The following is a 17165-nucleotide window of genomic DNA, read 5'->3' on the forward strand; positions in this document are numbered from 1 at the left end:
GTGTTCACGAGAACGGCGCAGTACCTGTGGGAGCGGGCTTGTCCCGCGATGGCCTGCGAAGCAGGCCCCGGCCCCTTACCAAAGGATCAAGCATGAGTGATTCCGCCCGCGCCGATGCGCTGTTGGCGAGCCTGCCCCGCAACGGTCGCGGCAGGCTTAAAGTATTTCTGGGCGCCGCTCCCGGCGTGGGCAAGACCTTCGCCATGCTCCAGGCCGCCCATGCCCAGCAGCGCCAGGGGGTGAAGGTGCTGGCGGCGGTGGTGGAGACCCATGGTCGTGCTGAAACCGAGGCGCTGCTCGGTGGCTTGGCGCAGCAGCCTCTGCTGCGCAGCGAGTACCGTGGCGTCACCCTCGAAGAAATGGATCTCGACGGCCTGCTCAAGGCTGCACCGCCCCTGGCGTTGGTCGACGAGCTGGCGCATACCAACGCCCCAGGTAGCCGCCACGCCAAGCGTTGGCAGGATGTTCAGGAACTGCTCGCTGCCGGTATCGATGTGTATACCACGGTCAATGTCCAGCACCTGGAAAGCCTCAACGACAAGGTTCGCGACATCACGGGCGTGCAGGTGCGCGAAACCCTGCCCGACTGGGTGCTGCAGGAAGCCTTCGAGCTGGTGCTGATCGACCTGCCGCCCCGTGAACTGCTCGAGCGCTTGCGCGAAGGCAAGGTCTACGTGCCTGAGCAGGCACGGGCGGCGATCGATGCGTTCTTCTCCCAGACCAACCTCACTGCCTTGCGCGAGCTGGCCATGCAGACCGCCGCGGCCCAGGTCGATGCCGACCTTGCCCATGGCTACCGCCAGCGCGGCGAGCAGGCGCCGACCTTGCGAGGGCGCCTGCTGGTCGGGGTCGATGGCGATGAGCAGGCCGAGCGCCTGGTGCGCCATGCCAGCCGCGTCGCCCAGCGTCGGCATCTGCCGTGGAGCCTGGTGCATGTCGACAACGGCAGGCTGCGTGACGAGGGCGCGCGTCAGCGCCTGCAGGCTGCGCAGCAGTTGGCCGAGCGCCTGGGTGGCGAAGTCGTCGTGCTCAGGGCCGGGGAGGTGGCGCGCACGCTCATCCAGCATGCGCTGGAACGGCGGGCGAGCCTGGTGCTGGTCGGCCAGTCTCGCGATCGTCTGCGCCGTCGCCTGTTCGGTGCGGGCGTCGCCGCACGCTTGCTGCGCGACAGCCGGGGGTTGGAGATCAACGTGCTCGACCGCGACGCTCAACCCGCAGCGACACGGGCGGTGGTCAAGCGCGCCTGGGTCTGGCGCCACTATTGGCTGGCGCTGCTGGCGACCGTACTGGCGGCGGGGCTGGCCTGGGCCGTGTCCAGCGTGCTGGCATTGCCGAACATCTCGCTGGTGTTCCTCGCGGCGGTGCTGCTGGTCGCGGTGCGCAGCAGCCTGGGGCCTGCGCTGGCCTGTGCGGCGCTGTCGTTCCTGACCTATGACTTCCTGTTCATCCCGCCGAACTTCTCGTTCAGCATCCAGCGTGAAGAGGATGTGCTGACCCTGGTGTTCTTCCTGCTCATGGCCGCCCTGACCGGCAACCTCGCCGCTCGCCAGCGCCGTCAGTTGCAGGCGCTGCGCGAAACCCAGGGCGAGACCCGGCAACTGCTCGACCTGTCGCGCCGCCTGACCGTGGCCACGGATCGCCAGGCGGTGTTCAGTGCCGCTGGCCAGCACCTGGACGATTGGCAGGATATCCAGATCTGCCTGCTCGAACGCGATACCGAGGGTTTGTTGCAGGTCGCCAGCGGCGGGCCGCAGGCTTTTACCGACAACGAGCGCGCCGCTGCCGAATGGGCCTGGCAACATGGCCAGGCGGCAGGGCATGGCAGCGATACCTTGCCCCATGGTCGCTGGTGGTGGTGGCCGCTGGCGGTCGACGAGTCTCCCATGGCCTTGCTGGGTGTGCAGCCCGCCGCGGGCGAGCCCTTGAGCGCTCAGCGCCGACGCCTGCTGACGGCGCTGGCCGAGCCGCTGGCCCAGGCCCTGGCCCGCGCACGCCTGGCCGAGCAGCTCGAAGCTGCGCGCCTGCATGGCGAAACCGAGCAGTTGCGCAGCGCCTTGCTTGCCTCGGTGTCCCATGACCTGCGCACCCCGCTGACCGCCATGCGCGGCAGCATCGACAGCTTGTTGGCGCTGGGCGATGCGATCCCGCCGGATGATCGTCGTGAGCTGCTCGAAGGCACCCGCAACGAAGCCGAGCGCCTGGATCGTTACATCCAGAACCTGCTCGACATGACCCGACTGGGCCATGGCGGCCTGAAGCTTGCGCGTGACTGGGTGTCGCCCGGCGATATCGTCGGCAGTGCCCTCAACCGCCTGCGCGCGGTGCTTGCACCGCTGCGCGTGGTCACCGAGGTGCCCGCCGAGCTGCCACTGCTGTTCGTGCATGCAGCGCTGATCGAGCAGGCGCTGGTCAACGTCCTGGAGAACGCGGCGCGTTTCTCGCCGGCCAATGGTCGCCTGGCGCTGCGGGTGGCGGTGCGGGACGAGCGCCTGTGCTTCTCGGTTGCTGACCAGGGCCCGGGCATCCCGGTGGCCGAGCGCGAGAAGATCTTCGACATGTTCTACACCGCTGCCCGTGGCGACCGCGGCGGGCAGGGCACGGGCCTGGGGCTTGCGATCTGCCAGGGCATGATCGGCGCCCATGGCGGCAGCATCCTGGTCGGCGAGGGCATCGATGGCCAGGGCACCTGCATCACTCTATGCTTGCCATTGCCCCCTCAACCCGACAGCGACAGTGAAGCCCCATGAGCCAAGCCGCCACCCTTCTGGTCATCGACGACGAACCGCAGATCCGCAAGTTCCTGCGCATCAGTCTCGTGTCCCAGGGCTACAAGGTGATCGAGGCTGCGACCGGTGGCGAAGGCCTGGCCCAGGCGGCACTGAGCAAGCCTGACCTTGTGGTGCTCGATCTCGGCTTGCCGGACATGGACGGCCAGCAGGTACTGCGTGACCTGCGCGAGTGGAGCAGCGTGCCGGTGATGGTGCTCTCGGTGCGTGCCAGCGAGGTGCAGAAGGTCGATGCATTGGATGGCGGCGCCAACGACTACGTGACCAAGCCGTTCGGTATCCAGGAGTTCCTTGCCCGGGTGCGCGCGCTGTTGCGGCACAAGCCCCAGGCGGGCTCCGGGCAACCGGCCAGTGCCAGCTTCGGTGCGCTGGTGGTCGATTTCGCCTATCGCAAGGTCACCCTCGACGGCGTCGAGGTGGCATTGACGCGCAAGGAGTATGCGCTGCTGGCGCAACTGGCCGGACATCCGGGGCGGGTGATCACCCAGCAGCAGTTGCTCAAGGATATCTGGGGCCCGACCCATGTCGACGACACCCACTACCTGCGTATCGTGGTGGGGCATCTGCGGCACAAGCTGGGTGACGATCCGACCGCCCCGCGGTACATCATCACCGAGGCGGGGGTGGGGTATCGGTTGGTGGCGCCGCCATCGGTTTAAATGTTGCGGGCGATGCATCAGGCCGCAGCCCATCGAGGGATATAAGCCCGGTCAATGGTGGCAGACGTCTTGCACCTTACCCTCTAGATTTCGTCAGGCGTGCTGGAAGCCCTGAATAACGATAACGAGGGACCCGACCATGACCACCGCCCCCCAAGCGTCCAACGCCTGGCGCATCTTGTTCCTGCTGTTCCTGGCCAACCTGTTCAATTTCTTCGACCGCACCATCCCCGCGATCATCATCGAGCCGATCCGTCTGGAGTGGCACCTGAGCGACTTCCAGATCGGCCTGATCGGCACAGCCTTCACCTTGGTGTACGCCATCGCCGGCCTGCCGCTGGCGCGGATGGCCGATACCGGTTCGCGCGCCAAGCTAATGGGCTGGGGGCTGGCGGCCTGGAGCGGGTTGACGGCAGTCAACGGCATGGTCGGCAGCTTCTGGAGCTTTCTGCTGGTGCGCATGGGCGTGGGCATCGGCGAGGCCAGCTATGCACCCGCCGCCAACTCGCTGATCGGCGACCTGTTCCCGGCCGAGCGGCGCTCGCGTGCGATGGGCATCTTCATGCTCGGCCTGCCGCTGGGCTTGTTGCTGGCGTTCTTCACCATCGGTGCCATGGTCCAGGCGTTCGACAGCTGGCGCGCGCCGTTCTTCATCGCGGCGGTGCCCGGCCTGCTACTGGCGCTGTTCATCTTCATGATCCGCGAACCTGCGCGCGGCGCTGCGGAAACCGTGGCCATCTCCCAGGCACCGGTTGATCGTCCGCTGCGGCGGGTGCTGAGCGTACCCACGTTCGCCTGGCTGGTACTGGCGGGGTTGACCTTCAACTTCGCCTCGTACGCCTGCAACTCGTTCATGGTGCCGATGCTGCAGCGCTACTTCGCCTTGCCCTTGCACGATGCGGCCGTGGCAACGGGGATGATTGTCGGTCTGAGTGGCCTGGTGGGCCTCACGCTGGGTGGCTGGGTGGCCGACAAGGTGCATCAGCGCTTTGCCAATGGACGCCTGTTGTTCGCCGCGCTGAGCATGTTGGTGGCCACCCTTGCCACCGCCTGGGCACTGCACGCCGGGCGTATCGAGCTGGGGCTGTTCGTCGCGGTGTTCGGTGTCGGCTGGCTGTTCTCATACAACTTCTACACCTGCGTGTACACGGCGATTCAGGATGTGGTGCAGCCACGCCTGCGTGCGACTGCCATGGCGTTGTACTTCGCCGGGCTCTACCTGCTCGGCGGTGGCCTGGGCCCGGTGGTGGTCGGCGGGTTGTCGGATCATTTTGCCGTGTCGGCCATGGAGGCGGCGGGGCAGGGGGTGATGAGCGAGGCGTTCAAGGCCCAGGGGCTGCATGACGCGATGTACCTGATCCCGGTGGCGCTGATGTTGACCCTGGTGTTTCTGCTGGCGGCGTCGCGGTGCTTTGTGCGCGACGCGCAGAAGATGCGCGAGGGGATGGTGCTCGAAGGCGAGGCAGTGACTGCCCGCGCCGCCGAAGCCTGAGCTCTAGCCGACTTGAGCCTGCTCACTCCTACCAGGGCTGAGCGGGCTCTTGGGTTTTGAACGAGTTAGTCGCTCTTTGTCATTGCACAAAGGCATTAACTGTTCGTCGCCTCCAGAAACGCTGCCTCCAGCAACTGACGCGTATACGGATGCTGCGGCGCATGGAAGATCTCCTGCGCATCGCCTTGTTCCACCACGTGCCCGTGCTTGATCACCATCAACTGGTGACTCAACGCCTTCACCACCGCGAGGTCATGGCTGATGAACAGGTACGTCAGGTTGTACTTCAACTGCAGGTTGCGCAGCAGTTCCACGACCTGCCGCTGTACGGTCCGGTCCAGCGCCGAGGTTGGCTCGTCCAGCAGGATCAAGGCCGGCTTCAACACCAGCGCCCGGGCGATCGCGATCCGCTGGCGCTGCCCGCCAGAGAACTCGTGTGGATACCGGTGCCGTGTGCGCGGATCCAGCCCCACTTCCTCCAGCGCCGCAATGATTGCGGCTTCCTGCTCGGCGGGGGTGCCGATCTTGTGAATCCGCAAGCCCTCGCCAACGATATCGGCCACGCACATGCGCGGGCTCAGGCTGCCGAACGGGTCCTGGAACACCACCTGCATCTCGCGCCGCAGCGGCCGCACTTCCTGCTGGTTCATCCCTTCCAGCGACTGCCCGTGGAAGCGAATCCCACCCTGGCTTGCGATCAAGCGCAAGATCGCCAGCCCCAGCGTTGATTTACCGGATCCGCTCTCGCCGACGATCCCCAGGGTTTGCCCCTGCGGAAGGCTGAAATTGATCCCATCGACGGCTTTCACATGATCGACAGTGCGACGCAGCAGGCCCTTCTTGATCGGGAACCACACCTTCAGGTCGTTGACCTCCAGCAGCGGTTTGCCGACCGCGTTCGCTGCCGGGCCGCCGCTGGGCTCGGCATTGATCAGCATCTGCGTATAGGGGTGTTGCGGGGCCTTGAACAGCGTCTCGCAGTCGGCCTGCTCGACGATCTTGCCGCACTGCATCACGCACACGCGGTGGGCGATACGCCGCACCAGGTTGAGGTCGTGGCTGATCAGCAGCAGCGCCATGCCCAGGCGTGCCTGCAGGGATTTGAGCAAATCGAGGATCTTGAGCTGCACGGTGACGTCGAGCGCGGTGGTGGGCTCGTCGGCGATCAGCAGTTCGGGTTCGTTGGCCAGGGCCATGGCGATCATCACGCGCTGGCGCTGGCCGCCGGAGAGCTCGTGGGGCAGGGCCTTGAGGCGCTTCTTCGGGTCGGGAATGCCGACCAGTTCGAGCAGCTCCAGGGTGCGGGCGGTGGCCTGCTTGCCGGTGAGGCCTTTGTGCAGCAGGAGGATCTCGTTGATCTGCTTCTCGATGCAATGCAGCGGGTTCAGCGAGGTCATCGGTTCCTGGAAGATCATCGCGATGCGGTTGCCGCGGATGCGCTGCATGGGCTTTTCGCCCAGGTGCAGGAGATCCTTGCCGCCATAGTGGATGGTGCCGCCGGGGTGGCGGGCGAGCGGGTAGGGCAGCAGGCGCAGGATCGAGTGAGCGGTGACCGATTTGCCCGAGCCGCTCTCGCCGACCAGGGCGAGGGTCTCGCCCTTGCGGATGTCGAAACTGATGCCATCGACCACACGATTGACCTGTTCGCCGGTGACGAACTCCACCGCCAGGTCGCGCACTTCGATCAGGGTGTCTTGGCTCATGTCATTTCCTTGGGTCGAAGGCATCGCGGGCGGACTCGCCGATGAACACCAGCAGGCTCAGCATCACTGCAAGCACGGCGAAGGCGCTGATACCCAGCCATGGGGCCTGCAGGTTGGACTTGCCCTGGGCGACCAGTTCGCCCAGCGACGGGGAGCCGGCAGGCAGACCGAAGCCCAGGAAATCGAGGGCGGTGAGGGTGCCGATGGCGCCGGTGAGGATGAATGGCATGAAGGTCATGGTCGAGATCATGGCATTGGGCAGGATGTGCCGGAACATGATCGGGCCGTTGCGCATGCCCAGTGCGCGTGCGGCGCGCACGTACTCGAGGTTGCGCCCGCGCAGGAATTCGGCGCGCACCACGTCCACCAGGCTCATCCACGAGAACAGCAGCATGATGCCGAGCAACCACCAGAAGTTGGGCTGTACGAAGCTTGCGAGGATGATCAACAGGTAGAGCACCGGCAGGCCCGACCAGATTTCCAGGAAACGCTGGCCAGCCAGGTCCACCCAGCCGCCATAGAAGCCCTGCAGGGCCCCGGCGATGACGCCGACGATGGAGCTGGCGATGGTCAGCGTCAGGGCGAACAGCACCGAGATGCGGAATCCGTAGATCACCCGGGCGAGCACGTCGCGACCCTGATCGTCGGTACCGAGCAGGTTGTCGGTCGAGGGCGGCGCGGGGGCAGGGACCTTCAGGTCGTAGTTGATGCTCTGGTAGCTGAACGGGATTGGCGCCCACAGCACGAAGCTGTCCTTCTTTTCCAGCAGTTCGCGGATATAGGGGCTCTTGTAGTTGGCTTCAAGCGGGAATTCGCCGCCGAAGGTGGTTTCCGGGTAGCGTTTGAACGCCGGGAAATACCACTCGCCGTCGTAGCGCACGGCGATGGGCTTGTCGTTGGCGATCAACTCGGCACCCAGGCTCAGGCCGAACAGGATCAGGAACAGCCACAGCGACCACCAGCCGCGACGGTTGGCCTTGAAGCGCTCGAAGCGCCGGCGGTTCAGGGGAGAGAGGGCCATGTCAGTGCTCCCGGCTGGCGAAGTCGATGCGCGGATCGACCAGGGTATAGGTGAGGTCGCCGATCAGTTTCACCACCAGCCCCAGCAGGGTGAAGATGAACAGGGTGCCGAACACCACCGGGTAGTCGCGGTTGATGGCCGCTTCGAAACTCATCAGGCCCAGGCCGTCGAGGGAGAAAATCACCTCGATCAGCAGGGAACCGGTGAAGAAGATGCCGATGAACGCTGAGGGGAAGCCGGCAATCACCAGCAGCATGGCGTTGCGGAATACATGGCCGTAGAGCACGCGGTTACGGCTCAGGCCCTTGGCCTTGGCGGTGATCACGTACTGCTTGTTGATCTCGTCGAGGAAGCTGTTCTTGGTCAGCAGGGTCATGGTGGCGAAGTTTCCGATCACCAGCGCGGTGATCGGCAGCACCAGGTGCCAGAAGTAGTCCATCACCTTACCGGCAGTGGACAGTTCGTCGAAGTTGTTCGAGGTCAGGCCCCGGAGCGGGAACCAGTCGAAATAGCTGCCACCGGCGAACAGCACGATCAGCAGGATGGCGAAGAGGAACGCGGGGATGGCGTAGCCGACGATGATCGCCGAGCTGGTCCAGACGTCGAAGTGGCTGCCGTGGCGCACTGCCTTGGCAATCCCCAGCGGGATCGACACCAGGTACATGATCAATGTGCTCCACAGCCCCAGCGAAATCGACACGGGCATCTTCTCGGCGATCAGGTCGATGACCTTGGCATCGCGGAAGAAGCTGTCGCCGAAGTCGAGCTGGGCGTAGTTCTTGACCATGATCCACAACCGCTCGGGGGCTGATTTGTCGAAACCGTACATACGTTCGATTTCAGCGACCAGCGCCGGGTCCAGGCCTTGGGCCCCTCGGTAGTTGGAGCCGGCCACCGACACTTCGGCGCCGCCACCGGCGATGCGGCTGGTGGCGCCATCGAAACCCTCGAGCTTGGCGATCATCTGCTCGACTGGGCCGCCGGGGGCGGCCTGGACGATGATGAAGTTGATGATGAGGATGCCGAACAGGGTCGGGATGATCAGCAGTAGGCGGCGCAGAATGTAGGCAAGCATGTCAGTTTGCCTCGTCCACGAGTGGCACGCGTGCTTCGCTGATGGCTGGGGTCACGTCGGGCTTGATCCACCAGGTGTCGATGCCGATATCGTATTTGGGTGACACCTTCGGATGGCCAAGGTGGTTCCAGTAGGCGACGCGCCAGGTCTTGATGTGCCAGTTGGGGATGACGTAGTAACCCCACAGCAGCACACGGTCCAGCGCACGCGTGTGGGCGACCAGGCTCTGGCGCGAGTCGGCGTTGATCAGGTCTTCGACCAGTTGGTCGATGGCCGGGTCACGCAGGCCGATGGTGTTGCGGCTGCCCGAGCGGTCGGCGGCGGCGCTGGTCCAGTATTCGCGTTGTTCGTTGCCCGGCGAGTTGGATTGCGGGAAGCCGCCGACGATCATGTCGAAGTCGCGCGAGCGCAGGCGCGTGATGTATTGCGAGACATCGACGCGGCGGATGGTCAGGTCGATACCCAGGTCGGCCAGGTTGCGCTTGAACGGCAGCAGGATGCGCTCGAACTCGGTCTGTGCCAGGAGAAACTCGATCGACACCGGCTTGCCCTGGGCATCGACCATCTTGTCGTTCTCGATCTTCCAGCCGGCGTCCATCAGCAACTGGTAGGCCTTGCGTTGCTGCTCGCGAATCATGCCACTGCCGTCGGTGACGGGGTTGTGGAACACCTCGGTGAAGACCTGCTCGGGAATCTTGCCGCGCAGCGGTTCGAGGATCTTCAGCTCGTCGGCGGAGGGCAGGCCCGTAGCGGCCATCTCGGAGTTTTCGAAGTAGCTGCCGGTGCGGGTATAGGCGCCGTTGAACAGCTGCTTGTTGGTCCATTCGTAATCGAGCAGCAGGCTCAGGGCCTGGCGCACGCGGATGTCCTGGAACACGGGTTTGCGCAGGTTGAAGATGAAGCCCTGCATGCCGACCGGGTTGCCGTTGGGCAACTCTTCCTTGATCAGGCGCCCGTCGCGCACCGCCGGGACGTTGTAGGCGGTGGCCCAGTTCTTCGCGCTGACTTCCAGGGCATAGTCGAACTGCCCGGCCTTGAGCGCTTCGAGGGCGACGGCGGTGTCGCGGTAGGAGTCGAAGGTCATGGCGTCGAAGTTGAACATGCCGCGGTTGATCGGCAGGTCCTTGGCCCAGTAGTCCTTGACCCGCTCGTAACGGATCGAGCGTCCGGCCTTGACCTCGGCGACCTTGTACGGGCCACTGCCCAGGGGGATCTCGAGGTTGCCGCGGGTGAAGTCGCGGGTCTCGTACCAATGCTTGGGCAGCACCGGCAACTGGCCCAGGATCAGCGGCAGCTCACGGTTGTTGCTGTGCTTGAACTTGAACAAGACACGCAGCGGGTCCTCGACGATTACTTCCGAGACATCACCGTAGTACTGGCGGTACAACGGCGCACCCTGCTGGGTGAGGGCGTTGAAGCTGAACACGACATCTTCGGCGCGGATGGGATGGCCGTCATGGAAGCGTGCTTCAGGTCGCAGGTAGAAGCGTACCCAGCTGTTGTCGGGGGCCTTTTCGATCTTGCCGGCGACCAGCCCGTACTCGGTGAAGGGCTCGTCCTGGCTCTGGCGCATCAGGGTGTCGTAGATGATGCTGATGTTGTCGGCCGATACACCCTTGTTGATGAAGGGGTTGAGGCTGTCGAAACCGCCGAAGCTGGACTGGCGGAAGGTCCCGCCCTTGGGGGCATCGGGATTGACGTAGTCGAAATGCTTGAAGTCGGCGGGGTACTTGGGCGGTTCGTCGTAGAGCGTCAGGGCGTGTTGCGGGGCGGCCAGCGCAGGTAGGCTCAGGCAGGCGAGCAACAGGCTGCAGGCCAGGCGCAGGCGAGGCGTCGGCATCATTTGGCTTTCTCCGAAGTCTTGAGCCACCAGCTGTTCAGGCCCAGGGTGTAGGGCGGTGTGGTGACGAAGGCGAACCGGTTGCGGTAGGCCAGGCGATGGTTGTCCAGGTACCAGTTGGGAATCATGTAGTAGTGCCACGACAGCACCCGGTCAAGCGCGCGTGCAGCGGCGACCTGGTCATCGCGGGTGCGGGCGGCCATGAGCGTATCGAGCAGGTGATCGACCACAGGGTCCTTGATGCCCGCGTAGTTCTTGCTGCCCTTGACGGTGGCCTGGCTTGAGTGGAAGTACTGCCACTGCTCGAGTCCGGGGCTGAGGGTCTGGTTCAGGGTCATCAGGATCATGTCGAAGTCGAATTGGTCCAGCCGTTGTTTGTACTGGGCTCGGTCTACCGTGCGCAAGCGCGCGTCGATGCCGATGCTGGACAGATTTTCGACATAAGGTTGCAGAATGCGTTCCAGATTCGGGTTTACCAGCAGCAACTCCAGGCGCAACTGGCGGCCTTTTGCATCGACCAGGCGCTGCCCGTCGAGCTTCCAGCCGGCTTCGCCGAGCAGGCCCAGGGCTGTGCGCAAGGTCTGGCGGTCGATGCCGCGCCCGTCGGTCTGGCTGACCTGGTAGGGCTCGGTGAAGAGCTTGGCGGGCAACTGTTCGCGAAACGGTGAGAGCAGCAGCCATTCCTTGCCGGTGGGCAGCCCGCTGGCGGTGAATTCACTGTTGGGGTAGTAGCTGGTCGAGCGACGGTAGGCGCTGCTGAACAGGGCGCGGTTGGTCCACTCGAAATCGAGCATCAGCCCCAGGGCCTGGCGCACCTTCGGGTCGGCGAAGGCCTCGCGTCGGGTGTTCATGAACAGACCCTGGGTCTGGGTCGGGATCCGGTGCGGGATTTGCGCCTTGATCACATCGCCACGGCGGATTGCCGGGAAGTTGTAGCCATTGGCCCAGTTCTTGGCCTGGTGTTCGATGTAGATATCGAACTCGCCAGCCTTGAAGGCTTCGAAGGCCACGGTAGCGTCACGGTAGAACTCGAACTCCACGCGGTTGAAGTTGTACTTGCCGCGGTTGACCGGCAAATCCTTGCCCCAGTAGTTCTTCACCCGGCTGAACACCAGGCGCCGACCGGGCTGCACTTCGGTGATGCGATACGGGCCGCTGCCCAGCGGAGGCTCGAAGGTGGTGGCCTTGAAGTCACGGTCTTGCCAGTAGTGCTTGGGCAGCACTGGCATTTCGCCCAGGCGCAGGATCAGCAGCGGGTTGCCGGCGCGCTTGAAGACGAAGCGGATACGCAGAGGCCCCAGAATGTCGACGCGCTGCACTTCCTGCAGGTTGGTGCGGTACAGCGGGTGACCTTCCTTGAGCAGGGTGCGGTAGGAGAAGGCCACGTCGGCCGAGGTGATGGGGTGTCCGTCATGGAAACGCGCCTCGGGACGCAGGTTGAACACCACCCAACTGCGGTCTTCGCTGTATTCCACCGAGCGGGCGATCAGGCCGTAGCTGGAGGTCGGTTCGTCGCCTGAAGGATCGTACTGGCCGGTGCCGACCATCAGGGTCTCGTTCAGCTCGTTGACGCCGTACTGCTGGAAGTTCGGCGTCGAAACAGGGCTGGTGCCCTTGAAAGTGTAGGGGTTGAGCGTGTCGAAGGTGCCGAATGCCATGGCCCGCAAGGTTCCGCCCTTGGGCGCCTGCGGATTGACCCAGTCGAAATGGGTGAACGTGGCCGGGTACTTGAGCGTGCCGAACTGCGCATAACCGTGGCTTTCGGTCACGGTGGCGGCTGCGGGGAAGCTCAAGGCCAGGCTCAGTGACAGGAGGAGGGGTCTTATCAAGTCTGGGATCCGGTCAAGGCGGCGTTGGGCTTGGTCCGGCGTACAGTAACAGCTTGTCTGGGATGGAAAAAGGGTGGGGCGGGGGCGGTTGTGGGAGAGGGCTCGCCCGCGAAAAGTACACCGCAATGCATGGCGCCTGCTCTGCCGGTGTTCGCGGCGGTTCGCCGCCCTCCCAAGCCCGCGCCTACACAGTCAGCGCGTCAGGTAGACGGTGAGGGTCTGGCCGGGCTTGAGTGCCTGGCCGCTGCGCGGGTTCCAGCGCTTGAGGTGTTTCATCTCGACATTGAAACGTTTGGCAACCAGATAGTACGAGTCGCCCTTGCGCACCTTGTACTGGGTAGAGCGCTGCTTGGCTGCCGCGACACGGTTGGCCGCGGCGCTCGGGGCATTGCCACCGCGCAGGGCCAGGACCTGACCGACTTTCAGGCTGCTGCCCGAGAGACGGTTCCAGCGCTGGATGTCTTTGACCGACACACGGTTGGCCTTGGCGATGGCGCCCAGGTTGTCGCCGCGCTTGACCCGGTAACTGCTGGTCGCGGCCGGTGCCTTGGCTTCGGCGAGGGCAGCCTGGAACACGGCCTTGTTCGGTTGCAAGCTGACCAGTTGCTCGGGCTTGAGATTGGACAGGCTGCTGGTCAGCAGTTGCGCCTTGGCGGTGGGGACGAGCAGTTGCTGCGGGCCATCGACCGTCATGCGTTTCTTGAACGCGGGGTTGAGCTGGATGAGTTCGTCTTCGTCGATGTTGGCGAAGGCGGCGACGCGGGTCAGGTCGAGGCGATCGTTGATGGCGACGGCTTCGAAGTAGGGTTCGTTGGCGATGGGGCTGAGGTTGACGCCATAGGCCTGCGGTGTCAGGACCACCTGCGACAGCGCCAGCAGCTTGGGCACGTAGTCGCGGGTTTCCTGAGGCAGCGGCAGGTTCCAGTAGTCGGTCGGCAGGCCGAGGCGCTCGTTGCGCTCGATCGCCCGGCTGACGGTACCTTCACCGGCGTTGTACGCGGCCAGGGCAAGCAGCCAGTCGCCATTGAACATGTCGTGCAGGCGGGTCAGATAGTCCAGCGCGGCGTTGGTGGAGGCGGTGATGTCGCGACGGCCGTCGTAGAAGTTGGTCTGGCGCAGGTTGAAGTGGCGCCCGGTGGACGGGATGAATTGCCACATGCCCGCCGCGTGGGCGCGGGAGTAGGCCATCGGGTTGTAGGCGCTTTCAATGGCCGGCAGCAGGGCCAGCTCAAGCGGCATGTCGCGTTCTTCGAGGCGCTCGACGATGTAGTGCAGGTAGAGGCTGCCACGCTCGCCGGCGTTCTCGAGGAAGCTCGGGTTGCTGGCGAACCACAGGCGCTGTTGCTCGATGCGCGGATTGACGTCGATGCCATCTTGCAGGGCAAAGCCCTGGCGCATGCGTTCCCAGACATCCTCGGGGGCTTTCTGCTCGGCCGGCTTGATCATCAGCGGCGCCGGTTTGTGCTTGATCCGGGCCTGGTAGTTGTGCGCGCGAACGCTGTCGGATTCGTCGACCTGACGGGTGCTCTGGCAGCCCACGAGGGTGGCGGCCAAAGCGAGTGCGCTGACCTGGGCCAGGCGCGTCAGGGCGGCGGAATGAGCGGTGCGGCGGCTACGGGAAGACATCGGCGGACACGGTTTTCCGGGCAAAAAATTTCGGCGATTCTAGAAACCGCATCCGGTTGGGTCAACCTTGGATGTCCTCCTGCGATATATCGTGAGGTTATCAGAAGCCGTCTTTCCAAGACCTCAAGGCAGCAAAAACAGCGGGTTGGGATTCGTTTGAATGTCCCTTCCATTCGTCTGCTTTTTGTTTAACGGATGTTTCAGTTGTGCGAAGAAACGGATTGGTCTGCCGCTCCAGGCCGATGGTCGAGGGCAGGGTGATGCGATTGTCGGCACGCAGGCGGGTAACCTCGTTGAAACGCTGGAGAACATCCTGGTTCTCCGGCTCTACGGCCTTGGCAAAACGCAGGTTGCTCAGGGTGTATTCGTGGGCGCAGTACACCTCGGTCGCCTCCGGCAGCTCGGCCAGGCGCTGCAGGGCAGGTTGCATCTGTTCGGGTGTGCCTTCGAACATTCGCCCGCAGCCGGCGGCGAACAGGGTGTCGCCGCTGAACAGCAGCGGGGTCGGATTCTGTGCGCTGTAATAGGCGATGTGGCCGAGGGTGTGGCCAGGTACGGCGAGCACCTCGAAGGTCAAGCCCAGTGCCGTCACGCTGTCGCCGTCGTCCAGCGCCACGTCACGGGCCGGAATGCGTTCGTTGGCCGGCCCGTAGACTTTGGCGCCGGTCGCCTGCTTGAGCTTCTCGACGCCGCCGACATGGTCGTTATGGTGGTGAGTGATGAGGATATCGGTGAGCGTCCAGCCGGCATGGGCCTCGAGCCATTGCAGCACCGGGCCGGCGTCGCCGGGGTCGACCACCGCGCACTGGCGTTTGGCAGTATCCTGTAACAACCAGATGTAGTTGTCGGAGAAAGCGGGAAGGGCATCGATCTGTATCATGGCGCGGATCCGAATCATCTGGCGTGGGACATGAAGGCATCTTAGCCGCGATGGCGTGGCCGGAGAAACCTTCGAGGGAGAATGCAATGACCGACCAAGCCTTTGCCCAGGCCGACCCCGAGTGGTTGGAGCTGATCAGCCTGGCCCGCGACTGGTTCGCCGGGCCCATCGGGCAACTGATGCTCAAGGAAGAAGAGAAACTGCTCGAAGAGGAGCTGGGCCGCTTCTTCGGTGGGTTTCTCGTGCACTATGGGCCGAGCGCCGAGACGCCGCCCAGTGCCCCGCAGGTGCAACGCACGGTACGCCTCGGCGCGCCATTGCCCGGAGTGGAGATCGTCTGCGAGGAACAGGCCTGGCCGCTGTCCGAGCATGCGGCCGATGTGGTGGTGCTGCAGCATGGCCTGGATTTCAGCCTCTCGCCCCACGGTCTGTTGCGCCAGGCTGCCAGCGCAGTACGCCCGGGTGGGCACCTGTTGATCGTTGGCATCAATCCTTGGAGCGCCTGGGGCGCGCGGCACTTTTTCGGCCGTGGAGCGCTACGCAAGGCGCGCTGCATCTCGCCGTCGCGGGTTGGCGACTGGCTCAACCTGCTGGGGTTCGCGCTGGAGAAACGCCGCTTCGGGTGCTATCGTCCGCCGCTTTCCTCCCCTGTCTGGCAACAGCGCCTGGCGGGGTGGGAGCGGATGGCCGGGGGATGGCAGACCGCAGGCGGGGGTGTTTACCTGCTGGTGGCGCGCAAGATGGTAGTAGGCCTGCGACCTCTGCCCATGGAGCGTCGCGAGCCGATGGGCAAGCTGTTGCCCCTGCCGCTGGCCAAGGTCAATCGTCGTCACAGCGAGCCCTGACCACGCCGTCCGCGATCGATAACCTGCAAGCGAACGAAGGCGGTACATGAGCGATAGCGTCGAGATCTACACCGATGGTGCCTGCAAGGGCAATCCTGGCCTGGGTGGCTGGGGCGCCCTGATCGTCTATAAGGGCGTCGAGAAGGAACTGTGGGGCGGCGAGCGCGACACCACCAACAATCGCATGGAGCTCATGGCCGCGATCTGCGCGCTGATGGCGCTCAAGCGCGAATGCGACGTGGTGTTGACCACCGACTCGCAGTACGTGATGAAAGGCATCACCGAATGGATGGGCAACTGGAAGAAACGTGGCTGGAAGACCGCCGCGAAGGAACCGGTGAAGAATGCCGACCTGTGGAAGTTGCTCGATGAACAGGTCAACCGGCACAAGGTGACCTGGAAGTGGGTGCGCGGGCATATCGGGCATCCGGGTAACGAGCGGGCCGATCAGCTGGCCAACCGCGGGGTCGATGAGTTGCGCGCGCAGGGGTGATGCAGCCTCACCTTGAACGCATCCCGCGCGCTGGAAAGTCTGAAACCCGTTTGATGTATACTCGTCCCCTTTCCCAGAAGTCGCTTGGAGCCCCCGCGTGGAGCAGCAGAACACCCGACTGATCGTCCTCGATACCGAAACCACCGGTATGCCGGTCAGCGAAGGCCACCGGATCATCGAGATCGGTTGCGTCGAGGTCATCGGCCGGCGCCTGACCGGGCGCAACTTCCACGTCTACCTGCAGCCGGACCGCGAGAGCGACGAGGGCGCCATTGGCGTTCACGGCATCACCGACGCCTTCCTGCTCGACAAGCCGCGCTTCGCCGATGTCGCCGAAGAATTCTTCGAGTACATCCAGGGCGCGCAACTGGTCATCCACAACGCGGCGTTCGACGTTGGCTTCATCAACAACGAATTTGCCTTGATGGGCCGGCAAGACCGCGCCGACATCTCCCAGCACTGCACCATCCTCGACACCCTGATGATGGCGCGCTCGCGCCATCCGGGCCAGCGCAACAGCCTCGATGCGCTGTGCAAACGCTACGGCATCGACAACTCAGGCCGCGACCTGCACGGCGCGCTGCTCGACTCGGAACTGCTGGCCGACGTCTACCTGGCGATGACCGGTGGCCAGACCAGCCTGTCGCTGGCCGGCCAGGGCGCTGAAGACAACGAAGGGCAGGGCGGCAATGGTAGCGAGATCCGCCGTATCGTCGGGCGTCAGCCGGGGCGGGTGATCATGGCCAGCGAAGAGGAGCTCGAGGCACATTCCGAGCGTCTGGCGGCGATCGCCAAGTCGGCAGGGGCACCGGCAATGTGGCAGGCACTGACCGAAACGCCAGCAGGCTGACACTGCCCATACAGTTGCCCTGAGGCTCGACTACCCTGAAATGGACACGCGTCCTTCGGAGGTAGC

General features: G+C 64.4%; 13 protein-coding genes. 6 read left to right on the plus strand and 7 right to left on the minus strand.

Going from position 1 to position 17165, the window contains the following annotated elements:
* The first annotated feature begins 92 nt into the window (after nucleotides 1–92).
* The 3 genes from ACPZMI_RS16975 (at nucleotide 93) to ACPZMI_RS16985 (ending at nucleotide 4937) form a co-directional block, all read left to right on the plus strand.
* Complete coding sequence (locus ACPZMI_RS16975; RefSeq protein WP_426352702.1) at nucleotides 93–2747, plus strand: DUF4118 domain-containing protein; 2655 nt, start codon at nucleotides 93–95, stop codon at nucleotides 2745–2747.
* Nucleotides 2744–3445: a response regulator gene (locus tag ACPZMI_RS16980; RefSeq protein ID WP_426352703.1), complete on the plus strand. Its 702-nt coding sequence runs from the start codon at nucleotides 2744–2746 to the stop codon at nucleotides 3443–3445. The genes ACPZMI_RS16975 and ACPZMI_RS16980 overlap by 4 nt, the downstream gene beginning before the upstream one ends.
* Nucleotides 3446–3584: 139 nt before the next feature.
* The gene (locus ACPZMI_RS16985; protein ID WP_426352704.1) at nucleotides 3585–4937 is read left to right on the plus strand and encodes a spinster family MFS transporter; all 1353 of its coding nucleotides are present in this window, start codon (nucleotides 3585–3587) and stop codon (nucleotides 4935–4937) included.
* Nucleotides 4938–5032: 95 nt separating this feature from the next.
* Here the strand turns inward: ACPZMI_RS16985 and ACPZMI_RS16990 are convergent, their stop codons facing one another.
* The 7 genes from ACPZMI_RS16990 to gloB form a co-directional block, all read right to left on the minus strand.
* A complete protein-coding gene (locus tag ACPZMI_RS16990; RefSeq protein ID WP_426352705.1) occupies nucleotides 5033–6640 on the minus strand; it encodes an ABC transporter ATP-binding protein in 1608 nt (535 codons plus the stop codon).
* Between the two features lies 1 nt (nucleotide 6641).
* Nucleotides 6642–7661, minus strand: a complete 1020-nt coding sequence (locus ACPZMI_RS16995; protein WP_186666185.1) for an ABC transporter permease — start codon at nucleotides 7659–7661, stop codon at nucleotides 6642–6644.
* A gap of 1 nt (nucleotide 7662) precedes the next feature.
* Complete coding sequence (locus ACPZMI_RS17000; RefSeq protein WP_186666183.1) at nucleotides 7663–8736, minus strand: microcin C ABC transporter permease YejB; 1074 nt, start codon at nucleotides 8734–8736, stop codon at nucleotides 7663–7665.
* Between the two features lies 1 nt (nucleotide 8737).
* Nucleotides 8738–10579: an extracellular solute-binding protein gene (locus tag ACPZMI_RS17005; RefSeq protein WP_288375975.1), complete on the minus strand. Its 1842-nt coding sequence runs from the start codon at nucleotides 10577–10579 to the stop codon at nucleotides 8738–8740.
* Entirely contained in the window at nucleotides 10576–12405 is a 1830-nt protein-coding gene (locus ACPZMI_RS17010) for an extracellular solute-binding protein (RefSeq protein WP_186708006.1), read from the minus strand. The genes ACPZMI_RS17005 and ACPZMI_RS17010 overlap by 4 nt, the downstream gene beginning before the upstream one ends.
* Before the next feature lie 192 nt (nucleotides 12406–12597).
* A complete protein-coding gene (locus ACPZMI_RS17015; protein ID WP_186708008.1) occupies nucleotides 12598–14031 on the minus strand; it encodes a lytic transglycosylase domain-containing protein in 1434 nt (477 codons plus the stop codon).
* 100 nt (nucleotides 14032–14131) lie between these two features.
* Entirely contained in the window at nucleotides 14132–14911 is a 780-nt protein-coding gene (gene gloB / locus ACPZMI_RS17020; RefSeq protein ID WP_186666176.1) for a hydroxyacylglutathione hydrolase, read from the minus strand.
* An 86-nt stretch (nucleotides 14912–14997) separates the two neighbouring features.
* On the opposite strand from gloB, the gene ACPZMI_RS17025 reads away from it, so the two are divergent.
* The 3 genes from ACPZMI_RS17025 to dnaQ all read left to right on the plus strand — a co-directional run bounded on the left by ACPZMI_RS17025 (nucleotide 14998) and on the right by dnaQ (nucleotide 17099).
* Entirely contained in the window at nucleotides 14998–15756 is a 759-nt protein-coding gene (locus tag ACPZMI_RS17025) for a class I SAM-dependent methyltransferase (protein WP_186666175.1), read from the plus strand.
* Nucleotides 15757–15802: 46 nt separating this feature from the next.
* Nucleotides 15803–16249 carry a ribonuclease HI gene (gene rnhA, locus ACPZMI_RS17030; protein WP_186666174.1) on the plus strand — a complete coding sequence of 149 codons (447 nt, stop codon included), beginning with the start codon at nucleotides 15803–15805 and terminating at the stop codon, nucleotides 16247–16249.
* 97 nt (nucleotides 16250–16346) lie between these two features.
* On the plus strand, nucleotides 16347–17099 hold the full coding sequence (gene dnaQ / locus ACPZMI_RS17035) for a DNA polymerase III subunit epsilon (protein WP_288375970.1): 753 nt from the start codon (nucleotides 16347–16349) through the stop codon (nucleotides 17097–17099).
* Nucleotides 17100–17165: the final 66 nt, after the last annotated feature.

Source organism: Pseudomonas wayambapalatensis (genome assembly GCF_049942315.1).
GTDB lineage: Bacteria > Pseudomonadota > Gammaproteobacteria > Pseudomonadales > Pseudomonadaceae > Aquipseudomonas > Aquipseudomonas wayambapalatensis.